At 61.4% G+C, this 18,628-nt stretch carries 17 protein-coding genes; 11 read left to right on the top strand and 6 right to left on the bottom strand.

The window, feature by feature from the left end:
* From R3175_RS13295 to R3175_RS13305, 3 genes are all read left to right on the top strand, one after another.
* Positions 1-1,134, top strand: a 1,134-nt coding sequence (locus R3175_RS13295) for a cation:proton antiporter (protein ID WP_318944806.1), incomplete at its 5' end; no start/stop codon positions are given.
* A 380-nt stretch (positions 1,135-1,514) separates the two neighbouring features.
* Positions 1,515-2,453, top strand: a complete 939-nt coding sequence (locus R3175_RS13300) for a metal-dependent hydrolase (protein ID WP_318944807.1) — start codon at positions 1,515-1,517, stop codon at positions 2,451-2,453.
* 94 nt (positions 2,454-2,547) lie between these two features.
* Complete coding sequence (locus tag R3175_RS13305) at positions 2,548-4,107, top strand: NAD(P)/FAD-dependent oxidoreductase (protein ID WP_318944808.1); 1,560 nt, start codon at positions 2,548-2,550, stop codon at positions 4,105-4,107.
* A gap of 32 nt (positions 4,108-4,139) precedes the next feature.
* Here R3175_RS13305 and R3175_RS13310 read toward each other — a convergent pair whose 3' ends face one another.
* The gene (locus R3175_RS13310; RefSeq protein ID WP_318944809.1) at positions 4,140-4,376 is read right to left on the bottom strand and encodes a fatty acid desaturase; all 237 of its coding nucleotides are present in this window, start codon (positions 4,374-4,376) and stop codon (positions 4,140-4,142) included.
* Positions 4,377-4,386: 10 nt separating this feature from the next.
* On the opposite strand from R3175_RS13310, the gene R3175_RS13315 reads away from it, so the two are divergent.
* On the top strand, positions 4,387-4,608 hold the full coding sequence (locus tag R3175_RS13315; RefSeq protein ID WP_318944810.1) for an AraC family transcriptional regulator: 222 nt from the start codon (positions 4,387-4,389) through the stop codon (positions 4,606-4,608).
* On the opposite strand, the gene R3175_RS13320 is transcribed toward R3175_RS13315, so the two are convergent.
* Positions 4,590-6,023: a coniferyl aldehyde dehydrogenase gene (locus tag R3175_RS13320; RefSeq protein ID WP_318944811.1), complete on the bottom strand. Its 1,434-nt coding sequence runs from the start codon at positions 6,021-6,023 to the stop codon at positions 4,590-4,592. The two genes, R3175_RS13315 and R3175_RS13320, sit on opposite strands and share 19 nt — an antisense overlap.
* Positions 6,024-6,324: 301 nt before the next feature.
* On the opposite strand from R3175_RS13320, the gene R3175_RS13325 reads away from it, so the two are divergent.
* The 4 genes from R3175_RS13325 to R3175_RS13340 are packed head-to-tail and all read left to right on the top strand — an operon-like array spanning position 6,325 to position 9,917.
* The gene (locus R3175_RS13325) at positions 6,325-7,383 is read left to right on the top strand and encodes an AraC family transcriptional regulator (protein WP_318944812.1); all 1,059 of its coding nucleotides are present in this window, start codon (positions 6,325-6,327) and stop codon (positions 7,381-7,383) included.
* The gene (locus tag R3175_RS13330; protein ID WP_318944813.1) at positions 7,380-7,871 is read left to right on the top strand and encodes a DUF6942 family protein; all 492 of its coding nucleotides are present in this window, start codon (positions 7,380-7,382) and stop codon (positions 7,869-7,871) included. Before R3175_RS13325 ends, R3175_RS13330 begins: the two co-directional genes overlap by 4 nt.
* Positions 7,868-8,713 (top strand): DUF72 domain-containing protein, encoded by an 846-nt coding sequence (locus R3175_RS13335; RefSeq protein WP_318944814.1) that lies wholly within the window; start codon positions 7,868-7,870, stop codon positions 8,711-8,713. The genes R3175_RS13330 and R3175_RS13335 overlap by 4 nt, the downstream gene beginning before the upstream one ends.
* Positions 8,714-8,747: 34 nt before the next feature.
* Positions 8,748-9,917: an ABC transporter substrate-binding protein gene (locus R3175_RS13340; RefSeq protein ID WP_318944815.1), complete on the top strand. Its 1,170-nt coding sequence runs from the start codon at positions 8,748-8,750 to the stop codon at positions 9,915-9,917.
* 16 nt (positions 9,918-9,933) lie between these two features.
* Here the strand turns inward: R3175_RS13340 and R3175_RS13345 are convergent, their stop codons facing one another.
* Positions 9,934-11,028, bottom strand: a complete 1,095-nt coding sequence (locus R3175_RS13345) for a malate dehydrogenase (protein WP_318944816.1) — start codon at positions 11,026-11,028, stop codon at positions 9,934-9,936.
* 97 nt (positions 11,029-11,125) lie between these two features.
* Positions 11,126-12,130 (bottom strand): sodium:calcium antiporter, encoded by a 1,005-nt coding sequence (locus R3175_RS13350; protein ID WP_318944817.1) that lies wholly within the window; start codon positions 12,128-12,130, stop codon positions 11,126-11,128.
* Between the two features lie 181 nt (positions 12,131-12,311).
* On the opposite strand from R3175_RS13350, the gene R3175_RS13355 reads away from it, so the two are divergent.
* The 3 genes from R3175_RS13355 to R3175_RS13365 all read left to right on the top strand — a co-directional run bounded on the left by R3175_RS13355 (position 12,312) and on the right by R3175_RS13365 (position 14,828).
* Positions 12,312-12,515 (top strand): hypothetical protein, encoded by a 204-nt coding sequence (locus tag R3175_RS13355; RefSeq protein ID WP_318944818.1) that lies wholly within the window; start codon positions 12,312-12,314, stop codon positions 12,513-12,515.
* 62 nt (positions 12,516-12,577) lie between these two features.
* On the top strand, positions 12,578-13,180 hold the full coding sequence (locus tag R3175_RS13360; RefSeq protein WP_318944819.1) for an exopolysaccharide biosynthesis protein: 603 nt from the start codon (positions 12,578-12,580) through the stop codon (positions 13,178-13,180).
* 226 nt (positions 13,181-13,406) lie between these two features.
* Positions 13,407-14,828 (top strand): hypothetical protein, encoded by a 1,422-nt coding sequence (locus R3175_RS13365; RefSeq protein WP_318944820.1) that lies wholly within the window; start codon positions 13,407-13,409, stop codon positions 14,826-14,828.
* An 89-nt stretch (positions 14,829-14,917) separates the two neighbouring features.
* Here the strand turns inward: R3175_RS13365 and R3175_RS13370 are convergent, their stop codons facing one another.
* Together R3175_RS13370 and R3175_RS13375 are read right to left on the bottom strand one after the other, a co-directional pair.
* Positions 14,918-15,601, bottom strand: a complete 684-nt coding sequence (locus R3175_RS13370) for an adenosylcobinamide amidohydrolase (RefSeq protein WP_318944821.1) — start codon at positions 15,599-15,601, stop codon at positions 14,918-14,920.
* Positions 15,602-15,731: 130 nt separating this feature from the next.
* A complete protein-coding gene (locus R3175_RS13375) occupies positions 15,732-18,584 on the bottom strand; it encodes an AMP-binding protein (RefSeq protein ID WP_318944822.1) in 2,853 nt (950 codons plus the stop codon).
* Between the last annotated feature and the right edge of the window lie 44 nt (positions 18,585-18,628).

Below are 18,628 nucleotides of genomic sequence, written 5' to 3' on the forward strand. Positions count from 1 at the left end.
CTCATTGCAGGGCTGATTTACGGGTTGGCCCTGCGACGGTTCCCCGGGCTGCCGGTGCTCGAGATCTCACCCGATCTGGTGATCCTGCTGCTGTTACCCGCGCTGATCTTCGCCAGCGCCAGATCCCTGGAACCCCGTCAGTTGAAAGCCCAGGCACTACCGATCCTCTTCTATTCGACCGTGGGTGTGCTCCTCACGCTGTTTCTGATCGGCCTCCCGCTCTACGGGATGACGGCGCTGCCGCTCGCCGACGCGCTGCTCTTCGCCTCCGCTGTCGCTGCCACCGACCCCTCGGCGGTCTCGGCCATTTTCCGGCGCTTTGCGGTCCCGGAAAAACTCGGTGCGGTGATTGAAGGCGAGTCCCTGTTCAACGACGGCACCGCCATCCTGCTGTTCTTCACCATGGCAGCGTTGGTGATCGGTATGGAATCCTTCGACGTTGCCGACACCGCGTTCAATTTCGGCCGGACGGTTCTGGTTGCGATGTTGTTGGGTTCCGCCCTGGGTTGGATGGCGGGTCGACTGATTCGTTTCTGGTCGATACAGAACCAGTTCCCAGGCATCTCCATCACCCTGGCCCTGGTGTACGGCGGCTTCCTGCTTGCGGAACGGCTGCTGCACGTCTCCGGCGTGATCACCGTCATGTTCGCAGCCTGGGTATTCGTCTTTCAGCGTGGCCCCGCCTCGCTGCCGCACGCCTCAGCACCGACCAGTACCGCGGAGACCGGTGGTCATCCAGAACTGTTTGTCGGGTTCTGGGACTATGTGAGCCAATTGGCGGGCGGGGTGCTGTTCTTTGCCCTCGGCGTCACCGTGGGCCAACACGACTTCCCATTCACCTGGCTGATTCCCGCCAGCATCCTGGTGCTGTTGTTGGCACGCATGGCGGTCATCTACGGCGGCGGCCTGCTGTTCTTCAGGACGAGCCAAAAGGTGCCGCTTGCCTGGCAGCACATCCTGGTCCTGAGTGGCCTCAGGGGTGCCGTCTCCGCCGCCCTGGTGCTGATGTTGCCGGAATCCTATGAGTATCGGGAATTCATGCTGTGTCTGGTCTTGGTCCTGTGCCTGTATACGTTGGTGGTCCACCCGTTCTTGTTGCAGATCTATCTTCAGCGGCAAAAGCTGGAAGACTGAGCTCCTGACTGGCCAGAAATACCCGAACAAGCACTCGACTTAAGACCTGGACGTGCGGCAGGGGGCTCAGTTTGCCCCCCCTTCTCACGCGACCACCTTCGCGGAACGCCCGGCGTGGTGCGGTTTCACCGCGGACCTCCCGCCCTCCTCTGACTGCCGTCAAACGACCAGAATTCATCGATCAGTTCCGAATTGAACCCGAACAGAGCTCGGGATTAGCCTAGAACAATGAAATTCATCTGCGCGCGGCTGACCGCCGGCGCCGTGAGGGGGTGCCGAACCACTTCTGGCCCACGCCAGTCAGGCTTCTTATTTCGCGAAGTCCCGGCGCCCCGATTTCCTTACAGTTCCCCCCAAGACTTGACAGCACAGGTAACCCCATGACGACTGCAACCGCTGAAGCCCTGGTAGAGAGCACCACCCAACCAGCAACAGAGCAACCAGAAGTCCCCATCCGCCATATGAAGTTTGACTTCAACACCAAGGATGCGGACCCCAACTTCTATATGAACACTGAGCTGGCGAGCGCCTACTTTGAAGCGCTCTCGATCTTTCTGACCTACGGCGAGGAGCTGGTGATCGACACCGCACGCTACCATCGCGACTTCCTGACTGATCCGGTGCTCAAACAACGGGTGACCTCTCTCATTGGCCAGGAGGCCCTCCATTCCAAGGTGCACGAGGAATGGAACGAGGTATTGAAAGAACACCGGTTCCCGGTGACGTTCTATCGCTTCCTGGCGGAGAACGTGTTCAACTACGGCTTCAAACGATTCCCGCAGCCTCTGCAGCTCTCCCTGATGGCCGGTATCGAGCATTTCACCGCCGTGCTGGCCGAGTTCATGATGAAACACGAGGAGAACTTCTTCCACAGTGAGGACGAGAAGCAACGCGGGCTGTGGATGTGGCACATGCTGGAGGAGTCCGAACACAAGGACATCGCCTACGATGTGTTCCAGCAGCTCTCCGGTAACTACCCACTACGTATCGCCGGCTTTGCCCTGGCCCTGTTCACCATCTGGTTCCTGGTGCCCCTGGGCGGAGTGCTGATTCCGTTCATTCGTAAGCCGCGCAACCTTATCAGCCGTCGATTCTGGAAGGATGCCAAGCGCAGCCTGGATCTGGTCATCGGTCGCAAGGACGGTGTCTACGGCAGCACCCTGGGGCACGTGTTCGACTACCTCCGCCGGGACTTCCACCCCAATGACCACGATACGTCGGAGTATCTGGCCTACTACAAGGAGCGGCTGCTCCACCCGGAGACCGGCCTGCTGACGCCGTACCTGGTCAAGGAGGTGGTTCCCCCAGTCCGGGCGTAACTGTTACAGGACTCGGGCTGCCGGTATCCACCCATAACTCCGGCAGCGCCCAAACGCCCCTTCGAAATAACGCATTCAACCACGGTTACCACACATGGCTAACACCAAGAACAATTCGTCCACGGCGGACCATATCTACGACACCTTCATTGTCGGCGCGGGCATTTCCGGGCTGGCCACCGCCATCAAGCTGAAGAAAACCGGCTATCACAACTTCAAGATCATCGAGAAGGCCAGCCGGGTCGGCGGCACCTGGCGGGAAAACACCTACCCGGGCTGTGGCTGCGATGTGCCGTCGGCACTCTACTCCTACTCATTCGCCCCCAGCAGCAAGTGGAGCAACCTGTTCGCCAAGCAGCCGGAAATCCTCAACTACCTGGAAGAGGTCAGCGAGAGCTTCGGGATTGCCCCGCAGATCGAGTTCAACAACGAGCTGGAGCGTGCGGTCTGGGACGAGCAGCAACAATTGTGGAAGCTGGACACCAGCAGTGGCCAGTATCTTTCCAGAACCGTGGTGTTCGCGACCGGCCCGATCACCGAATCCCAGATCCCGGCCATCTCGGGCCTGGAGACCTTCAAGGGCGAGATGTTCCACTCCGCCAAGTGGAACCACGACTACGACCTCACCGGCAAGCGCATCGCGGTGATCGGCACCGGCGCCTCCGCCATCCAGTTCGTGCCCCGGATCCAGCCGCTGGCCAGCGAGCTGACCGTGTTCCAGCGCACCGCGCCCTGGGTGCTGCCCAAGCCTGACATGCAACTGAACGAGACCAGCAAGCAGGCCATCGACCGCTTCCCGGTCATCCAGAACACCTGGCGCAAGGCCGTCGCCGGCTCGCTGAATGTGATCAATTTCGGGCTGCGCAACCCGTCATTCCTCAAACCCGTCAACGTCGCCGCCAAACAGCTGCTGAAGCTACAGGTCAAGGACCCGGCGCTGCGCAAGGCGGTCACCCCGAACTTCGACATCGGCTGCAAACGCATCCTGTTCGCCAACGACTACTACCCCGCCCTGCAGGCGGACAACACCTCGCTGATCGCCAGCGGCCTGGTCAAAGTGGAAGGCAACACGGTGATCGCCGCCAATGGTGAACGCCGCGAAGTGGATGTGATCATCTGGGGTACCGGCTTCGATGTCTCTCACCCGCCCATTGGCCAGAAGGTGGTCAATGCCAACGGTGACCGCCTGGCGGATCTGTGGAAGAACAGTTCACCGGAAGCCTATCTGGGCACCGCCATCGAAAATACCCCCAACGCCTTCCTCATCCTTGGCCCCAACGTGCTGGTGTACGACTCGTTCATCCAGCTGGCCGAAGCCCAGCTCGACTACATCATCGACGGGCTTTGGAAGATCAAGGAGAAGGGCATTGGCAGGCTGACCATCAATCCCACCGTGCTACGCAAGCACAACGAGCGGGTTCAGAAACACCTGCGGACCACGGTCTTCAACGCCGGTGGCTGCAGCAGCTACTACCTGGACCAGAACGGCCGCAACTTCGCCGCCTGGCCCTGGTCCCTCAGCGCCCTCAAGCGGCGGCTGAATGTGTTCCAGTTGAAGGACTACGACGTGGTGTATGGCAAAGACGCCAAGGTTCGTGCCACCGAGGATCATGCCTCCGCCCGTGGCCAGGCCAGGGAAGAGGCCGTTAGCTGATCGATACCGGCGTTGGCGAGCCGCTTGAAGCTTCAGCGCTCAAGCGGCTCCCGCCGTTCTCCACCATCACCAAGGCACCGACTCCCCGTTGCACCTTCCGCCCCGATGGGTTGCCGGCTGAAGGCCCCGATGATGGGCGTGCCATGGGCCCGCATCACCGGTTCAATCTGCCGATGCAGGGCGTGATAGCGATAGAACGGCACCCGCGGAAACAGGTGATGGATGGAGTGCAGGTTCTGGCCAAGCCAGAACCATTCCAGCGGTTTCATCCAGCGCGGCATGATCAGGCTGTTGGTTGACGAAGAACGCCGCCAACTGGCCCAACAGTTACTGGAGGGCAGTGCCATGAAGCTGGACGAACTCGCCATACACCTGGGGTATACCGACACCGCCAGCTTCACCCGCGCCTTTCGACGCTGGCTGGGCTGTTCCCCCGGGGAATATCGCAAGTTCCCCGGGAGGAAGCTCCCCAACCGCCCCGTTCAGGACTTGCCCAGGTAAAGCCTCAAGGCCAACTTCTGGACGAACCGGCCATAGGGGGGATAGAAGAGTTGGGTCGGGAACCAACTCCGGCGCCGGAAGATAGCCTTGCCGTGGGACAGGGCAACAAACCCTTCCTCACCGTGGTAAGACCCCATGCCCGAGTTGCCGATGCCGCCGAATGGCATGTCATGCTGGAATACGTGCCAGGCCCAGTCGCCCACCGTCACACCACCACTGTGGGTTTCCCGCGTCAGCCTTTTCAGCTCCGCACCCGAAATCCCCAGGGGATACAGCGCCAGGGGCCGTGGGCGTTGACGGATGTAGGCAATCGCCTCGTCCAAGGTCTCGTACTCAATGACCGGCAGGATGGGCCCGAACAGTTCTTCCCTGGCGATCAGCATGTCGTCCTTCACCTCGGTGACAATGTGCAGGGGGATCCGCCGATGGTTAGCCCCGGCTGCCCCACAGCGAGTCACCTGAGCTCCCTTGGCTTCCGCCTCTTCGATCAACATGTGCAGTCGCCGTGCGTGTCGGTCGGAGACGATGCTGGTGTATTCGTCGCTGCTCTCCGGCGACTCGTGCAGGGATTCAAAGGCCGCTTTCACCGCCTCAGCAAAGGCCGCGCCCTTGCCTCTGGGCACCAGCACATAATCCGGCGCCACGCAGATCTGGCCGGCATTGAAGCTCTTGCCATGGGCAATCCTGAGCGCCGCATCCCTAACATTGGCTCCTTTACCGATGATAGCCGGTGACTTACCCCCAAGCTCCAGGGTGACCGGCACCAGATTTTCGGCAGCCGCCTTCATCACCTGGCGACCAACTTCGGGAGCTCCGGTAAAGATCAGGTGATCGAAGTGAAGCCGGGTGAAGACCTTGGCCTCTTCCACTTCGCCCCCGAAAACCGCAACCTGGTCTTCGCTGAAGCACTCCGCCAGTAATTCGGTCATCACCTGGCGGGTGCGGGGAGCGAGTTCAGGCATTTTGATCATCGCCCGATTACCGGCTGCCAGCGCCGCCACCAGGGGTCCCAGCGACAGGTAGAGCGGAAAGTTCCAGGCACCGACGATGCCCACCACACCTTTGGGCTGGTACTCCACCCATGCCTTGTTGCCCGCAAACAGCAGCTCGGTGCTGCGTCGGCTCGGTTTCATCCATCGGCGCAACCGGGAGATGGCGTGTCGGGCCTGCAGGATGGGGCCCATCACCTCCACCTGCAGGGTTTCAAACGCTGCCCGGCCCTCAAAGTCAGCGTCCACCGCTTCAACGATACGATGCTTGTTGCGCTTCAGGGCGGCAATCAGGCTTTTCAAAGCCTGCACCCGCTCCTCATACGTAGGGAACGGACGAGCCTCGAACGCCTGCTGTTGGCGAACCAGCGTTGCCTCCATACGTTCGATTTCCAGGGTGTCGGTTGATACTGCCATTTGATTCATGATTCAGGTCTCCTTGTGCCCTGCTGAATCCTGTCCGCAATCTTCTCACCGAGCTTCGCTTTCGGGGGTGTTCGCATTACCGCCTGCAGGTACCCAGGCAAATTTCGGAGCACACCACGGACGAACACCAGCACATGATGGGCGTTTGGCGAAAAGGTGTGATTCTCAGGTTCCAGGATGCTTCGTTGTCGTTGTGTGGTTGAGTCGTGGTCCCATGTTGGCAAGGGCCTTTCGATTCGACGAGGTTGAAAAGCGACACGCTGGGGGTTAATTTCTGCCACAGACATCAGGAAACGAGCGAATGACTACAATAACGACAGGCTCCTATGGCCATGCGCTGGAAGTCCGCCAGTTCAACATGCTGGGGCTGACGGCGCTGATGAAGGAACTGCAAACGCAGGGGGGAGACCCCAATGTCCTGCTGGCAGGCACAGGCCTGCCCTGCTCAAAAATCAACGACCCGGATACCCGCATATCCCATCAGCAGAAGGTGCAGATCTTCAGGAACATGCACCAGTCCATGCGCGAACCCGACAGCGGGCTGCGGGCCGGTCAGCGACAGCGCATCAGCGATTTCGGGATTTACGGCTACGCGGTACTGAGCAGCAGCACCTTCGGTGACGCCATCGACTTCGGCATCCGGCACGTTCGCTTGCTGGGCCCGGTCTTTGAGAAATCCTTTCACATCGAAGGGGATGAGGGAGTCTTTACCGGGCAACCGCTTATGGCGCTCGGCGACCTCCTGCCCCTGGCCTCCGAATTCTGGCTGTCATCGATTCAGGCGCTGGCCTATTTCATCCTCGAATACCAGTTGCCCGCCAACAGCCTGCGGTTGCCCTACCCCGCCCCCGATTACTGGCGTCGTTACGAGGAGATGTTTCATTGCCCGGTGACCTTTGGCTGCGACACCATGGAGTGGCGGTTTGACGCCGAAATTCTTGACGTCCCCTGCCCCAATGCCAACCCGATCACGGCGGCGGTCACTGCGGATCTATGTCGCCAGCTATTGGCAAACCTGCCGGAAGAATCGGAACTGATCGAGCAGATTCGCCTGGCCTGTCTCAACCAGCGAGGCAAATTTCCTTCCGCCGAGGCATTCGCGGAACAGGCTGGTATCTCGACCCGTACCCTCCACCGGCAACTGGCCAGTGACCACAAGACCTATCAGGGGGTACTGGATGAGATCCGCTGCACCCTTGCCAAACAGTTCCTGGACCAACCCGACCTGCCGGTGGAAACCGTTGCCGCTCAGGTGGGGTTTTCGGAGGCCTCAAACTTCCGCAAGGCCTTCCGGCGGTGGACGGGACTGACGCCCAGCAAATACCGAAACACAGTGGCCCAGCAGCAGGAATCCCAGTGAACGAGAGTACGCCTGCCCCCGATTACCTGGGCACCAGCCAGCCACGACTGGTCCTGTACCTGCCCCATCGCCCCAACGGCCTGGCGCAGTTGGTGGCCGCCCCCAACACCCAGGCCCTGATGGCGGCCAACTCCAATCACTGGCGCAAGATCGTGACCCTGCTGGCCAAGATTGCCAGTCCGGACGCCGGGGACTGGCGCCGCTTCCGGGATGACGAGTTGTTCCGACAAACGGCCCTCAGCTTCACGCCGTGGCTGAGTGAGACCCACGCCTGGCACTGGGTTGGCGGCAAGGACAACCTGCAGCGCTTCAGCGGGCTGACTCACCGCGCCCAGCCATTGACCGACTGTCCCGAAGTGTCCATGGATCCCGGGCTGCGCCTGCTGCTGACGCCCTACCCGGATTACCGGCAGTTGAGCAATGCAGTGGTCGAACATGTCCGCTCGGCCCTGAGGCACCAGGGATTCTATGGCAAGGCGAGCGCATGAGCCGTCCCTATTTTATCGGCTGCCCCCAGTGGCAGGACCCGAAATGGAATGGCGTCCTTCCGCCAGGAGAAAGCCCCTTGGCGCGTTACAGCCAGGTTTTCAATTGCGTGGAAGGCAACACCACCTTCTACGCTACCCCTAGCCAGGAGCAGTGCCGGCAATGGCGTTCCCAGGTGCCGGACGACTTCCGCTTCCTGTTCAAATTCCCCCGCCCGATCAGCCATGACCGACTGTTGGCCGGGGTCGGCCCCCAGGTGCGAGATTTCCTGGAAGTTCTCGCCCCGCTCGAAGACGTCATGGGCCCCCTCCTGCTGCAACTGCCGGCGGCGTTCGGTCCGGAACATCTGCCCAGGCTGTGGCGGTTTATCGATGCCTTGCCAGAGCCCCTGACTTGCACGGTGGAAGTGCGCCACCCGGCGTTCTTCGGCAAGGGTGAAGCGGAAAAACACCTGAACCGCGGTTTGCGGGGCCGCAAGGTCGCCCGGGTGTGTTTTGACGGACGCGCGCTCTTTGCCGCAGCTCCGGTCGACGTGGCCACCCGGGACGCCCAGCGCAAGAAGCCGCGGGTACCGGTTCACCTGTTGCCCGTCGACGCGCCTCCGGTGGTTCGTTACATTGGCCATCCCGACCTGGAGACCAACCGTCGCTTTCTGGTCCCGTGGGTGGAACGGGTGGCGCAGTGGCTTGCTACCTCCCAGCGGCCTTTCATGTTCATGCACATGCCGGACAACGGCGATGCCCTGGCACTGGCCAGGTTATGGAGTGACCTGCTGGGCGAGCGGATGCCAGAGGTTGAGGGCCTGGAACTCGACGACAAGCAGTGCCAAATGGGGCTATTCTGAAATCAGTAGTGAAGGTTCAGTGGGCTTGGATTGTATGAGTAGACACACACTCAAAGCAGCAACCGGGGCGTATCCAAGCCGTGGCGTGATTCTGGTGTGTGCCATAGTGCTTATGTTGGCGGCCTGGCCGGTTGCCGCCTCGCCGCACCGGCCCCAGGTGGACATGTTCCTGCCAGCCAGCACCCCGTTCTGGGACAAGGTGGCCCGGTTTGGCAAAGCCGCCGCGGAAGATAACGACATCCGGCTTGCCGTACATTTCGCCGATGCGTCCCGGCTGAAGTTGCTGGCCCAGCTAAAACGCCGGTTTGCCAGCCCGTCGCCGCCAGACGGTGCCATCTTCCCCAATTTCCTGGAAACCGCTCCCAGCCTGATCAAGGCCTGCGAAGCCGCCGGCATTCCCTGCATCACGTTTAACAGCGAGCTATCACCAGCGGACCAGGACCTGTTCGGGTTACCCCGCCAGCACTACCAGTACTGGATTGCCCAGCTGGTGCCGGACGACGCCGGCTCTGCCTACCGCCTCGCGCGACTGCTGCTGGAACGTGCCACCCAGAAGTATGGCTCGGGGCACCCCCTGCATATGGCAGCGGTAACCGGATACGCGGCGGATGCACCTTCCAGGGTGAGGATGCGGGCGCTGCGTACCGCCCTGCAGGAGTTCCCCCACGTGCGCCTGCTGCAGGTGTTCCACACCGACTGGAGCGAGACCGACGCCCAGCGCCGCACCACCGGACTGCTGAACCGACACCGCAATGTCCGCATTATCTGGTCGTCCAGCTCACGGATCACATCGGGCATACTGGCGGCAATCGATAACAACCCCGCGCACGACATCAATGAACTCACCATTAACGGATACGACCTCGACGCCGCGTTGTTGCTCCGAATCAGCGCCGGGGATCTGGTGGGGACCGCCGGGGGCCACTACACGGAGGGGGCCTGGGCCGTGGTGATCATGGCGGATCACCTGGCCGGACATTCGCCGCAAGAGCGGGTGATTCTGACGCCTCAACTGCTGGTCACCCAAAACAACGTCAATCAGGTGACGCCGCTACTGGCCATGCTGAACACCCCCGACGCCTTGCACCGCATCGACTTCAGCCGTTTCGCCCGCCCCGAGACCGCTTACCACTTCGACCTGGAGCCCATCCTCGAGCAACTGATGACCTCTGCCGAACCAGATCCCCCGGTCACCATGCCTTAGCGCGTCCGGCCGGCGCTCAACGTACCCGATCCGTCTGCAGGTACTGCTTTGGTAGCGATATTCCGTCGTCGTACAGGGTGATGCCAGATCTCAGGCCCACCGAGAGGTTACGGTGCGACTTTTCCGTGTCTTTGGGGAGCAGATCCGCCACCGCCTTCATCTCCTCGATCAACTCCTTCTCGGTGGCGATCATCCGTTCCCGGGCAAACTCGCTGATCTCCAGCCCCGGCACGATCTGGTAACGCCCGTAATCACAGCGTACCGGGAAGGAATAGACGATACCTTTCTCGATTCCGTAACTGCCGTCACTGACGATGGCCATGCTGACCCAGTCGTTCTCGTCGGTGCCGTTGATCCAGTCGTGCATGTGGTTAATGACCGCCTGGGCAGCCGACGCCGCACTGGAGCGTCCACGGGCCTCGATCACCGCCGCGCCGCGTTTTTGGATCTTCTCGATCAGGTGATCGCGGTACCAGCTCTCATCCACTTGCGACAACGCCGGCTCGCCGTAGATGGTGGCGTGTGCCAAATCGGGAAACTGGGTGGAGGAATGGTTGCCCCAGATGGTCACCCGTCGGATGTCCTTGGGATTGGCACCGGTGTGATTGGCCAGTATGCCCCGGGTACGGTTATGGTCCAGGCGGGTGAGCGCGGTGAACTGGGCCGGTGACAGGTCCGGCGCATTGCGGCTGGCAATCAATGCATTGGTGTTGGCAGGGTTGCCCACCACCAGCACCTTCACGTCCCGGTTCGCGAACTTGTTGATGGCCTGCCCCTGACCGGCAAAGACAGGCGCGTTCGCCGCAAGCAGGTCGGCGCGCTCCATCCCCGGTCCGCGGGGCTTGGCTCCGAGCAACAGCACATAGTGGGCATCAATCACGCCTTCCTCAAAACTGTCATGCAGGCTGATGGTGTGCAGCAATGGGAAGGCACAGTCTTCCAGCTCCATGGCGACGCCCCGTAGAGCCTCCAGCGCCTCGGGCACCTCGATGAGCTGCAGGATGACGGGCTGATCCGGGCCAATCATCTCGCCACTGGCGATCTTGAACAACAGGGCATAGCTGACACTACCGGCAGCGCCGGTGATTGCGATTCTGACGGGACGTTTCATAGGACTCCCCTAGCGCAGGTGGGCATTCTCTCTGTGAACTCTAGCACCGAGTGGCGGGAACTTCCTCCGACATTGACTCGCCGCTGCAACAACCCGGTCAGAGACACAGATAGAGAACAGTGGCGAAATACACCAGCAAAATCGCGGCGCTTTCAACGCCGATATTGGCAATGCCCTTGCGCTCCCGATACAGCAGCCCCAACAGCAGTAACGCGTTCATCGACATTGCCGTGCCAAGCCAAAGCTGCTCCTGATCAGTGATCGCGGTGAAGATGGAGCCTTCTCGATAAAAGATATCGGATACCGCCACGAACAGGGTATCGAAGGCATTGCCGCCCACTATATCACCCACGGCCAGCGTCAGAGCGCCCGCTCGTATGGCTGTGATGGCGATAACCAACTCCGGCAGCGAGGTGGAGATGGCAATAAAAATGCCGCCGACCACGCTCGAAGACATTTCACCGCGTTCAACCAGTTCCATGCCGGCACTGGTTATCAGCCAACCGGCGAAGCCAACCATGAACGCGCAACCGAAGAAGGACATCACTAGCCAGTGCTTGGAGCTACTAACTTCAGTGGACGCACGTTGCTTGGTTTCCTGGATGGTACCGGGGCTCATTCGGGGTAACCACATGGGTTTCTGGTGCGTATCCACCAGCATCTTTACCGTAAAGAGGTAAGTCACAATCAGCACCAGGGAGGCGGGATGTACGGACGCCAGGTTAATGGACGGGATCGTAAACGCAATCAGGAGGATGCACAGCAGCAACAATAACTGCGCGGACATCATCATGTTCTCGACCGAGGCGGCCGCAAACTCCAGGTTGGCCTTTCGGTAGACCAGGTCCCCCAGGACCAGGAACAGGGTTTGCGCCGCAATTCCGCCAAGCGAATTGCTCACAGCGAGAGTCGCCAGCCCATTGGAAGCAGCGGTAGCTGACGCCACCAGCCCGGACAATGACGTGGCAGCGCCAATGAAAACCGCCCCCATGACCGCTTCGCCGATCCGGGTCATGGCCGCCAGGTCCCGGGAGACATAGGTCATTTTTATGCCGAAATAGGCAATGAGACCTGCCGCCAGCAGGAAGAGGGCAACGCTCACCCAGAGCGAGTGCTGGGACAATAGCGCAGACATGTCTGGTAAGTTCCTGTGAATTGGACTGGTGTTAGAAATGTAGCAAACCCCCGGCAAAGGAGGCGCCTACCCCCCTCTGACTTTCCCCACGCAATCAACCATACTGGGTGGGTACAACACTGCTTCGGAAGAATCGGAGGCGTCATCCATGTCCTTCACCATTACCGTTTCCAACGACGTATACGCAGCAATCGTGGCAAGACGACAAACCCCGGATGAGTCCGAGAATGATATTCTCAGCCGCATTCTGTTGACGGCCGGCAACGCAAACGAAGTTCACGCCCATGCCCATAAAGATGCGGACTATGATCACCTCATCCTGGACAGCGAGATGGATCACGTAGCGGAGTGAAGATCCCGATAACCACCTATGGACGGGTCATTGGTTCCCGATACAGGGCATAAGCAGCGTGTATGAGCGACATCGACGACGCCAACCCGGAATTTTCCAGCCTGCAACAACTGCTGGATCATATAGCCAGGACCTCGCGTCAAAAACGGAAGGTGTCCCTGGAGCTGGTGGTGTACGCCATCGGTCAGCGCTCCTTCGCCCCCCTGCTGCTGCTGGTGGGCATCATCCTGTTCTCACCATTGAGCGGCATTCCCGGCGTGCCCTCACTGATGGCGGTTCTGGTGCTGCTGGTGGCCATACAGCTTCTGCTAGGCCGCCAGCACTTCTGGCTTCCGCAGTGGATACTGAAACGCTCTGTCCCGGAGAAACAGCTACTCCGGACGCTGGACAGGCTGCAGAAACCGGCGCGGTTTATCGACCGCTGGCTGCAGCCCAGATTCCATTTCCTGGTCCAACGCACCGGCAGCTATGTGATCGCCGCCATCTGTGCCGTGATTGCGCTGGCCTTGCCGGCCATGGAAATCATCCCCTTCTCCGCCACAACCGCCGGCTTGGCCCTGACCGCTTTCGGGCTGGCCCTGATGGCCCATGACGGCCTGCTGGCGATCATAGCGATTGTCATCACCGGCCTGCTGTTGATGGTGATCCTTTATGGCCGGCTTTGAGGTAACCCTGCCCCCTTTACACACGCGTCGATGCGAAACTCAAGACAATTCAAAATGCTGCTGAACGACAGTCTGGTATGACGTTTGGAACGGCATCATAAAGACACAACAACCGCATTGACTTCCCCCGGTGCCCCACCTAGGTTAACTCGAGTTAATAAAGCAGTCCTGTCATGGAGAAAGTGGCCAGGATGACCCACCAAAGGATGATAAGCGAGGACAAGGGATGAAGTTTCCAAAACTCTGCGCTCTTTTTGCCGCCGGCGCCCTGAGCGCCAGTGGCGCGGCCAACGCCGAACTGGTGACCGTTCAGGTGTCGGCGACCGTCAGTATGGTTGACGACCCGGGCATGGTGCTCGGTGGCGCCGTGCAACCGGGAACGCCGGTGACCGGCACCTATAGCTTCGAAACCACCACGGCGGATCTCGATTCCAGCCCCGAGTTTGGCCACTACCGACATGACTCCGGAGCGGGAGCGCTCGACCTGAACGTGGCCGGGTTCGCCATCCGGACCGACCCCGGCGCCAGCAACGGTTTTTTCACCGTGGATGTCATCGACTCGCAGTATGACGAAGGCTATCACGTGGTCAGCACGGACAACCTCCACCCCCTGGCCAACGGTGCCTACCTCTACGACGCGGGCATCCACCTGCATAGCTGGAACCCGACTGATGCACTCAGCTCCGATGCGCTGCCGTCAAGCCCACCAGCGCCGACACAGTTTGAGGAGCGGGTGATCTACATTGGCGGCAGTAACGGCAATGACTACTTCAGTTTTGAGGCCAAGATCGACAACCTCGTGGTGGAAGGGGCCGCCACTCCCGGAGTCTATACGGTAGTCGCCAAGGTCGACGACATCTACGATCCGGCCGGCCTGCTGCAAGGGCGCGTGGTGTTGGGTGAAACGGTCAACGGCAGTTATCGGGTGGAGCCCTCACTGGCGGACCAGGATTCGTCACCGGAATGGGGGCTCTACGAGCATCCCCTGGTCTCCGGTTATGGTTTCGAGCTGTCGATCAACGACCTGACCTTCTCCAGCGACAGTTCTGTGGCGCCGGTGCGCGCCTTGATCGCGAACAGCAGCGGCCACGACCAGTATGAGATTCAGGCGGAAGGTGGCAGCTCCAACGGCGGTTTCACATTGGATGAGATCTTTATGCACCTGGGTGACGGTTCAGCGACCGCCCTGTCATCCGACGCTCTGATCCAGACGCCAGATCCTGCCCAGTTTGATGGTCCCAGGGACCTGATCATCGCGGGCCGCAGTGCCTCCAGTGGTGACTACTTCCATATCCGGGCCCAGGTACTGTCCATCGCCGATTCCGGCGAGCCAGCGCCGGAGCTCACCTTGTTACCAGCCGACGGCCAATTCCTGCCCACTCAGGAATTCGACCTGGGCATTGCCCTGGCACCGGGGGAGCACCCTGTCCAGATCGAAGGTTCGGTTAACGGCTACGACAACAGTTCCTGGTTCGGAGGCTGTCAGCTGCGAGGCGGTAACTCCGCCGAAGGCGACTTCCTGATCTGCCCGGATGCACAGTACCTGCTGGATCCCGGCGCGGCACTGACGGTGATCGACGTCTCCGTGACTCTGGAGGACGGATCCACCCGAAGCGCGCAAGTGAAGTGGGAGCTGCTGCGCCGCTAACGTCAGAATCTCTCATCAGGGGCAGGCTCTGCCTGCCCCCGCTCTCTCCCACCACGGAAGAGCTGAGCTAAACAGGGTATCTGACCGTTCTACCGAAGGCTCTCCAGTCTGTCCCCCAGGGCACGCATCATCAGCTTTGCCGCTCGCTCACCCAGCAGCGTATGCTTGCCGGCCCAGCGTTCTGACCGGCCGTGACCGGAAACAATGGCGATAGCATCGGTACCTGTCCCGGTCGCGATCCCGCCCGATACGGGGCTGGTGACACCGGCTTCCTGCAGCACCGCGCACTTGGCTTCGGTCAACACCATTAGCAGCTCGGCCATGGTGGCCGGAGACAGGCCCAGGCTGGTCGCGAACACCGTATTGATGGTACCCGGCGGGGGCGTCACCTCCCCTGCCCAGTCGGCCGGATCACCGGCTCGCCGGGCGTTATCCAGGCCGCAGGTCACCCACAACGCCAGGGACTCGCCAGAATACTGATCGGATAGACAATGCAACGAGCTCATCGGTGCAGCGGTCATCAGCCCTACGGTCTCCCCGTCCCAACCCTGGTTATCGGCATACTGCTGCAGGCTCTGTTCCGGCGGCTGTATCACCTCGGAACCTTCAACACGGAGGTTCAGGACCCGGTTTGCCAGGCAGTAACCTCCATTATGGGGCGCGGAACTCAGGCAAGGGCGTACGCCATTCCAGGACAGACTCACGTGCCGGTCCGTGTGACACACCTTAATGCCCGCAACCTCCTCACGCCCTGGTAGTTCGAGCTCCTGCATGGCGCGAATCTCCTATTGGTTATTGGCAAGCGCTCGATTCTGCACCAGGGTATCGCCAGAGCCAACCCGATATCGCGCCGTTCCCCGCCATGCGGCTCCCACATCCAGCAATTTCAGACCTGTTGTGCCCTCAACCGGCTCTCTTTCCTGCCGGTCGGGCCATCCGGTCCGGCTCGCCACTCAACTCCAGGATGGCCTGGCGGGTCTGGTTACGCAGTCGGGTGGCCGCTGCCCAGTCATCGCCTTCGGGCCAGATCAGCTCTCCCACCCGAACCCCGATGGGGCCCGGCCGCGGGTTCCAGCGGTCGGCGGGCAGCTTCTGGCGGGTGCCCGTCAGGCCTATGGGCAAAACCGGCTGGGCGGCCACGGCGGCGGTCATGAAGGCCCCCATATGGAACATCTTCAATCCCGGTGCGGCGTCGAACGTGCCTTCGGCAAAATACATCAGGCGCCGCCCCTCGGCGTGCTCGGCTATGCGTCGCGAGGCGCGGACACTGGCTTCACCCGAGGCGCGCTCGACCGGCTCCACGTCAATCCGGCGGAACAGACGACGGAGCAGCCTAATCCGGGTCAGTTCGGCCTTGGCCACAAAGCTCACCGGTACCGGCATCACCGCGGCGATGACAAACGCATCGACGTAACTGGCATGGTTGGCCACGATCACGCAGCCTTCGGGTAGCTGGCGCAGCTTCTCTGCCCCCTCGACCACCAGGGGGGTTCCCGTCAGCCGCGCCAGCGCCCGACCGGTCTGGTGCACCACCTGCCAACGCGCGCTTTGGGTTGGCAACAGGTTGGCCAGAATCAGCACCGTCGCCCCCACGCCGCCCATGACGCACCAGCACCAGCCCGCGTACAGCCGGCGACTGAGGTAGCGCCCGGCAAACACACCGTAGCGGCGCCAGCCGGTTGCGCTCAGCCGGGCCAGTTGGTGCCAGAGTGGCAGGGATTTGCGCTCCAGGTCTCCGCGCTCGTAACGCAGGCGGCATTCGTTGCGGCGCAGCTTGCCACTGGAGGTCTTGGGAATGCTGTGGGGTTTGACGATCACCACGTCGTCCACGTCGATGCCGAGATTGTCCCGGACGATACGGGTGATCTCAGCGGTTAGTTGCCGACGGACGCTCGGGGTTCGTTGCCGGGACTCGGCCACCACCACCAGCCGCTCTCCCTCGCGCTCCCCAATGCCGGACGCGAAGGCCGCCACACAGCCACGCCGGACATGCTCCAGTTCCCCCACGGCTTCCTCGATCTCGGCCGGATAGAGATTGCGACCGGCGCGCACGATCAGGTCCTTGTTGCGCCCGGTCAGGTACAGCTCGCCATCGGCCATATAGCCCCGGTCCCCGGTATTGAGCCACTCGCCATCAAACAATTCGGCGGTTTGGTCCGGATTGCGGTAGTAGCCGCGGGTGGCGGAGGGCCCGGTGAACTGGAGCGAGCCTTCGCGGCGCTCCGGCAACGCCTGGCCGGCGTCATCGACAATGCGGATGGCGTTGTGGGGAATTGGCTTGCCACAGGCGACAAACCGCAAGGCCGTGGCGTCATCCGGTGACGCTGGCACCGCCTGGCCCTGCTCCTGGAAGCGATCCCGCTCGATGGTATCGATCAACGGTGCATGGGGCGATTCCGGAAAAGTCAGGGCGACGCAATTCTCGGCCAGGCCATACACCGGCGCCATGGTTTCAGGACGAAACCCCCAAGGGCCGAAACGTTCTATGAACCGTTCCACCGTCGCAGGGCTCACCGCCTCGGCGCCATTGAGAGCCACCCGCCAGGAACTGAGATCCAGCCCCTGCAGATCCTCATCACTCAGGCGCTGCAGGCAGAGTTCGTAGCCAAAATTGGGCGACGGCGAGAGGGTGCCGCGGTATTGGTGAATGGCCCAGAGCCAATAGCGGGGCTTGGTGAGGAACAGCAGCGGCGACATGATGACCAGGTGCATGCCCAACCACAGGCTGGATAGGCAGGTTCCGATCAGGCCCATGTCGTGGTATAGCGGCAGCCAGCTGACAAACACGTCGTCCTGATCCGCCTTGAGCACCTCTGCGCCGGCTCCAATGTTTGCGAACAGGTTGGCGTGGCTGAGCTGGACCCCCTTGGGATGGCCGGTGCTGCCGGAGGTGTACTGCAGGAAGGCGATATCGTCGGCCTGGGACCTGGCCGCTGGACAGGCCAGGGGGTGAGACCAGAGTTCATCGGGGGTAACCACGTGTTCCAGGCTGGGCACCAGCGCCTTGATCACCACAGCCATCCGCCTGGCCTCTGGCACGGTGACCAGGATGCGAGCCTGGGCATTATTAAGCACGTCGGCCTGCCGACGCAGGTGTTCCTCCAGTTGCGCCGTGCGCATGGGTGGGTAAAGGGGAACGGGTATGGCATTGGCGTACAGGGCGCCGAAAAAGCCGTAGAAATAGTCGTGACCAGTGGGCAACATCAGGGCCACCGTATCCCGCGGTTCCAGGTCATGCTGGAACAGTCCGTTGGCCACCCGCAGGCTACCCTGGTGGAGTTCGCCGAAGGTGAGCGGCCGCACATCGTCGTAGCTCTTGACCCACTGCAGGTAGGTTCGCTGGGGATGAGTGCGGGCATGCCACTGCAGCGCTTCCTGAAAGGTCTCGAAATGCGGAATGGTAAAGCGCTCACCGTCCACCTCCTGTGCAGGTGCCGTCACGTCCCCGGCCGCCCCGGTTGCAACACCGGGGACCTCCTGGGGGTCGCCCCGGGCCCGGGCAACGGCCTTGAGGAGATCCCGCGGGGTTTCTGCCTCACTCAACAGGCTTTCCGGAAGTTGGACCCCAAAGGCCTGCTCGACATTCACCAGCAGTTCGGCCCGGGAAAGACTGTCAAACCCCAGGTCACTGTCGAGCCGGCTGTCCAGATCGATGGCCGGTGCTTCGGCCCCGGGTTCATCGCTGTGCCAGCGGGTTTGGACCACCAGATCGAGCAGGATCGACTGGGACATGTCGTGATCAAGTGGCTTGTTCATCGCGCTCCAGTACGGGTTGTGACTCTCAGGGGCATAGGCCCCGC

The organism is Marinobacter sp. (genome assembly GCF_033722735.1).
Taxonomy (GTDB): domain Bacteria; phylum Pseudomonadota; class Gammaproteobacteria; order Pseudomonadales; family Oleiphilaceae; genus Marinobacter.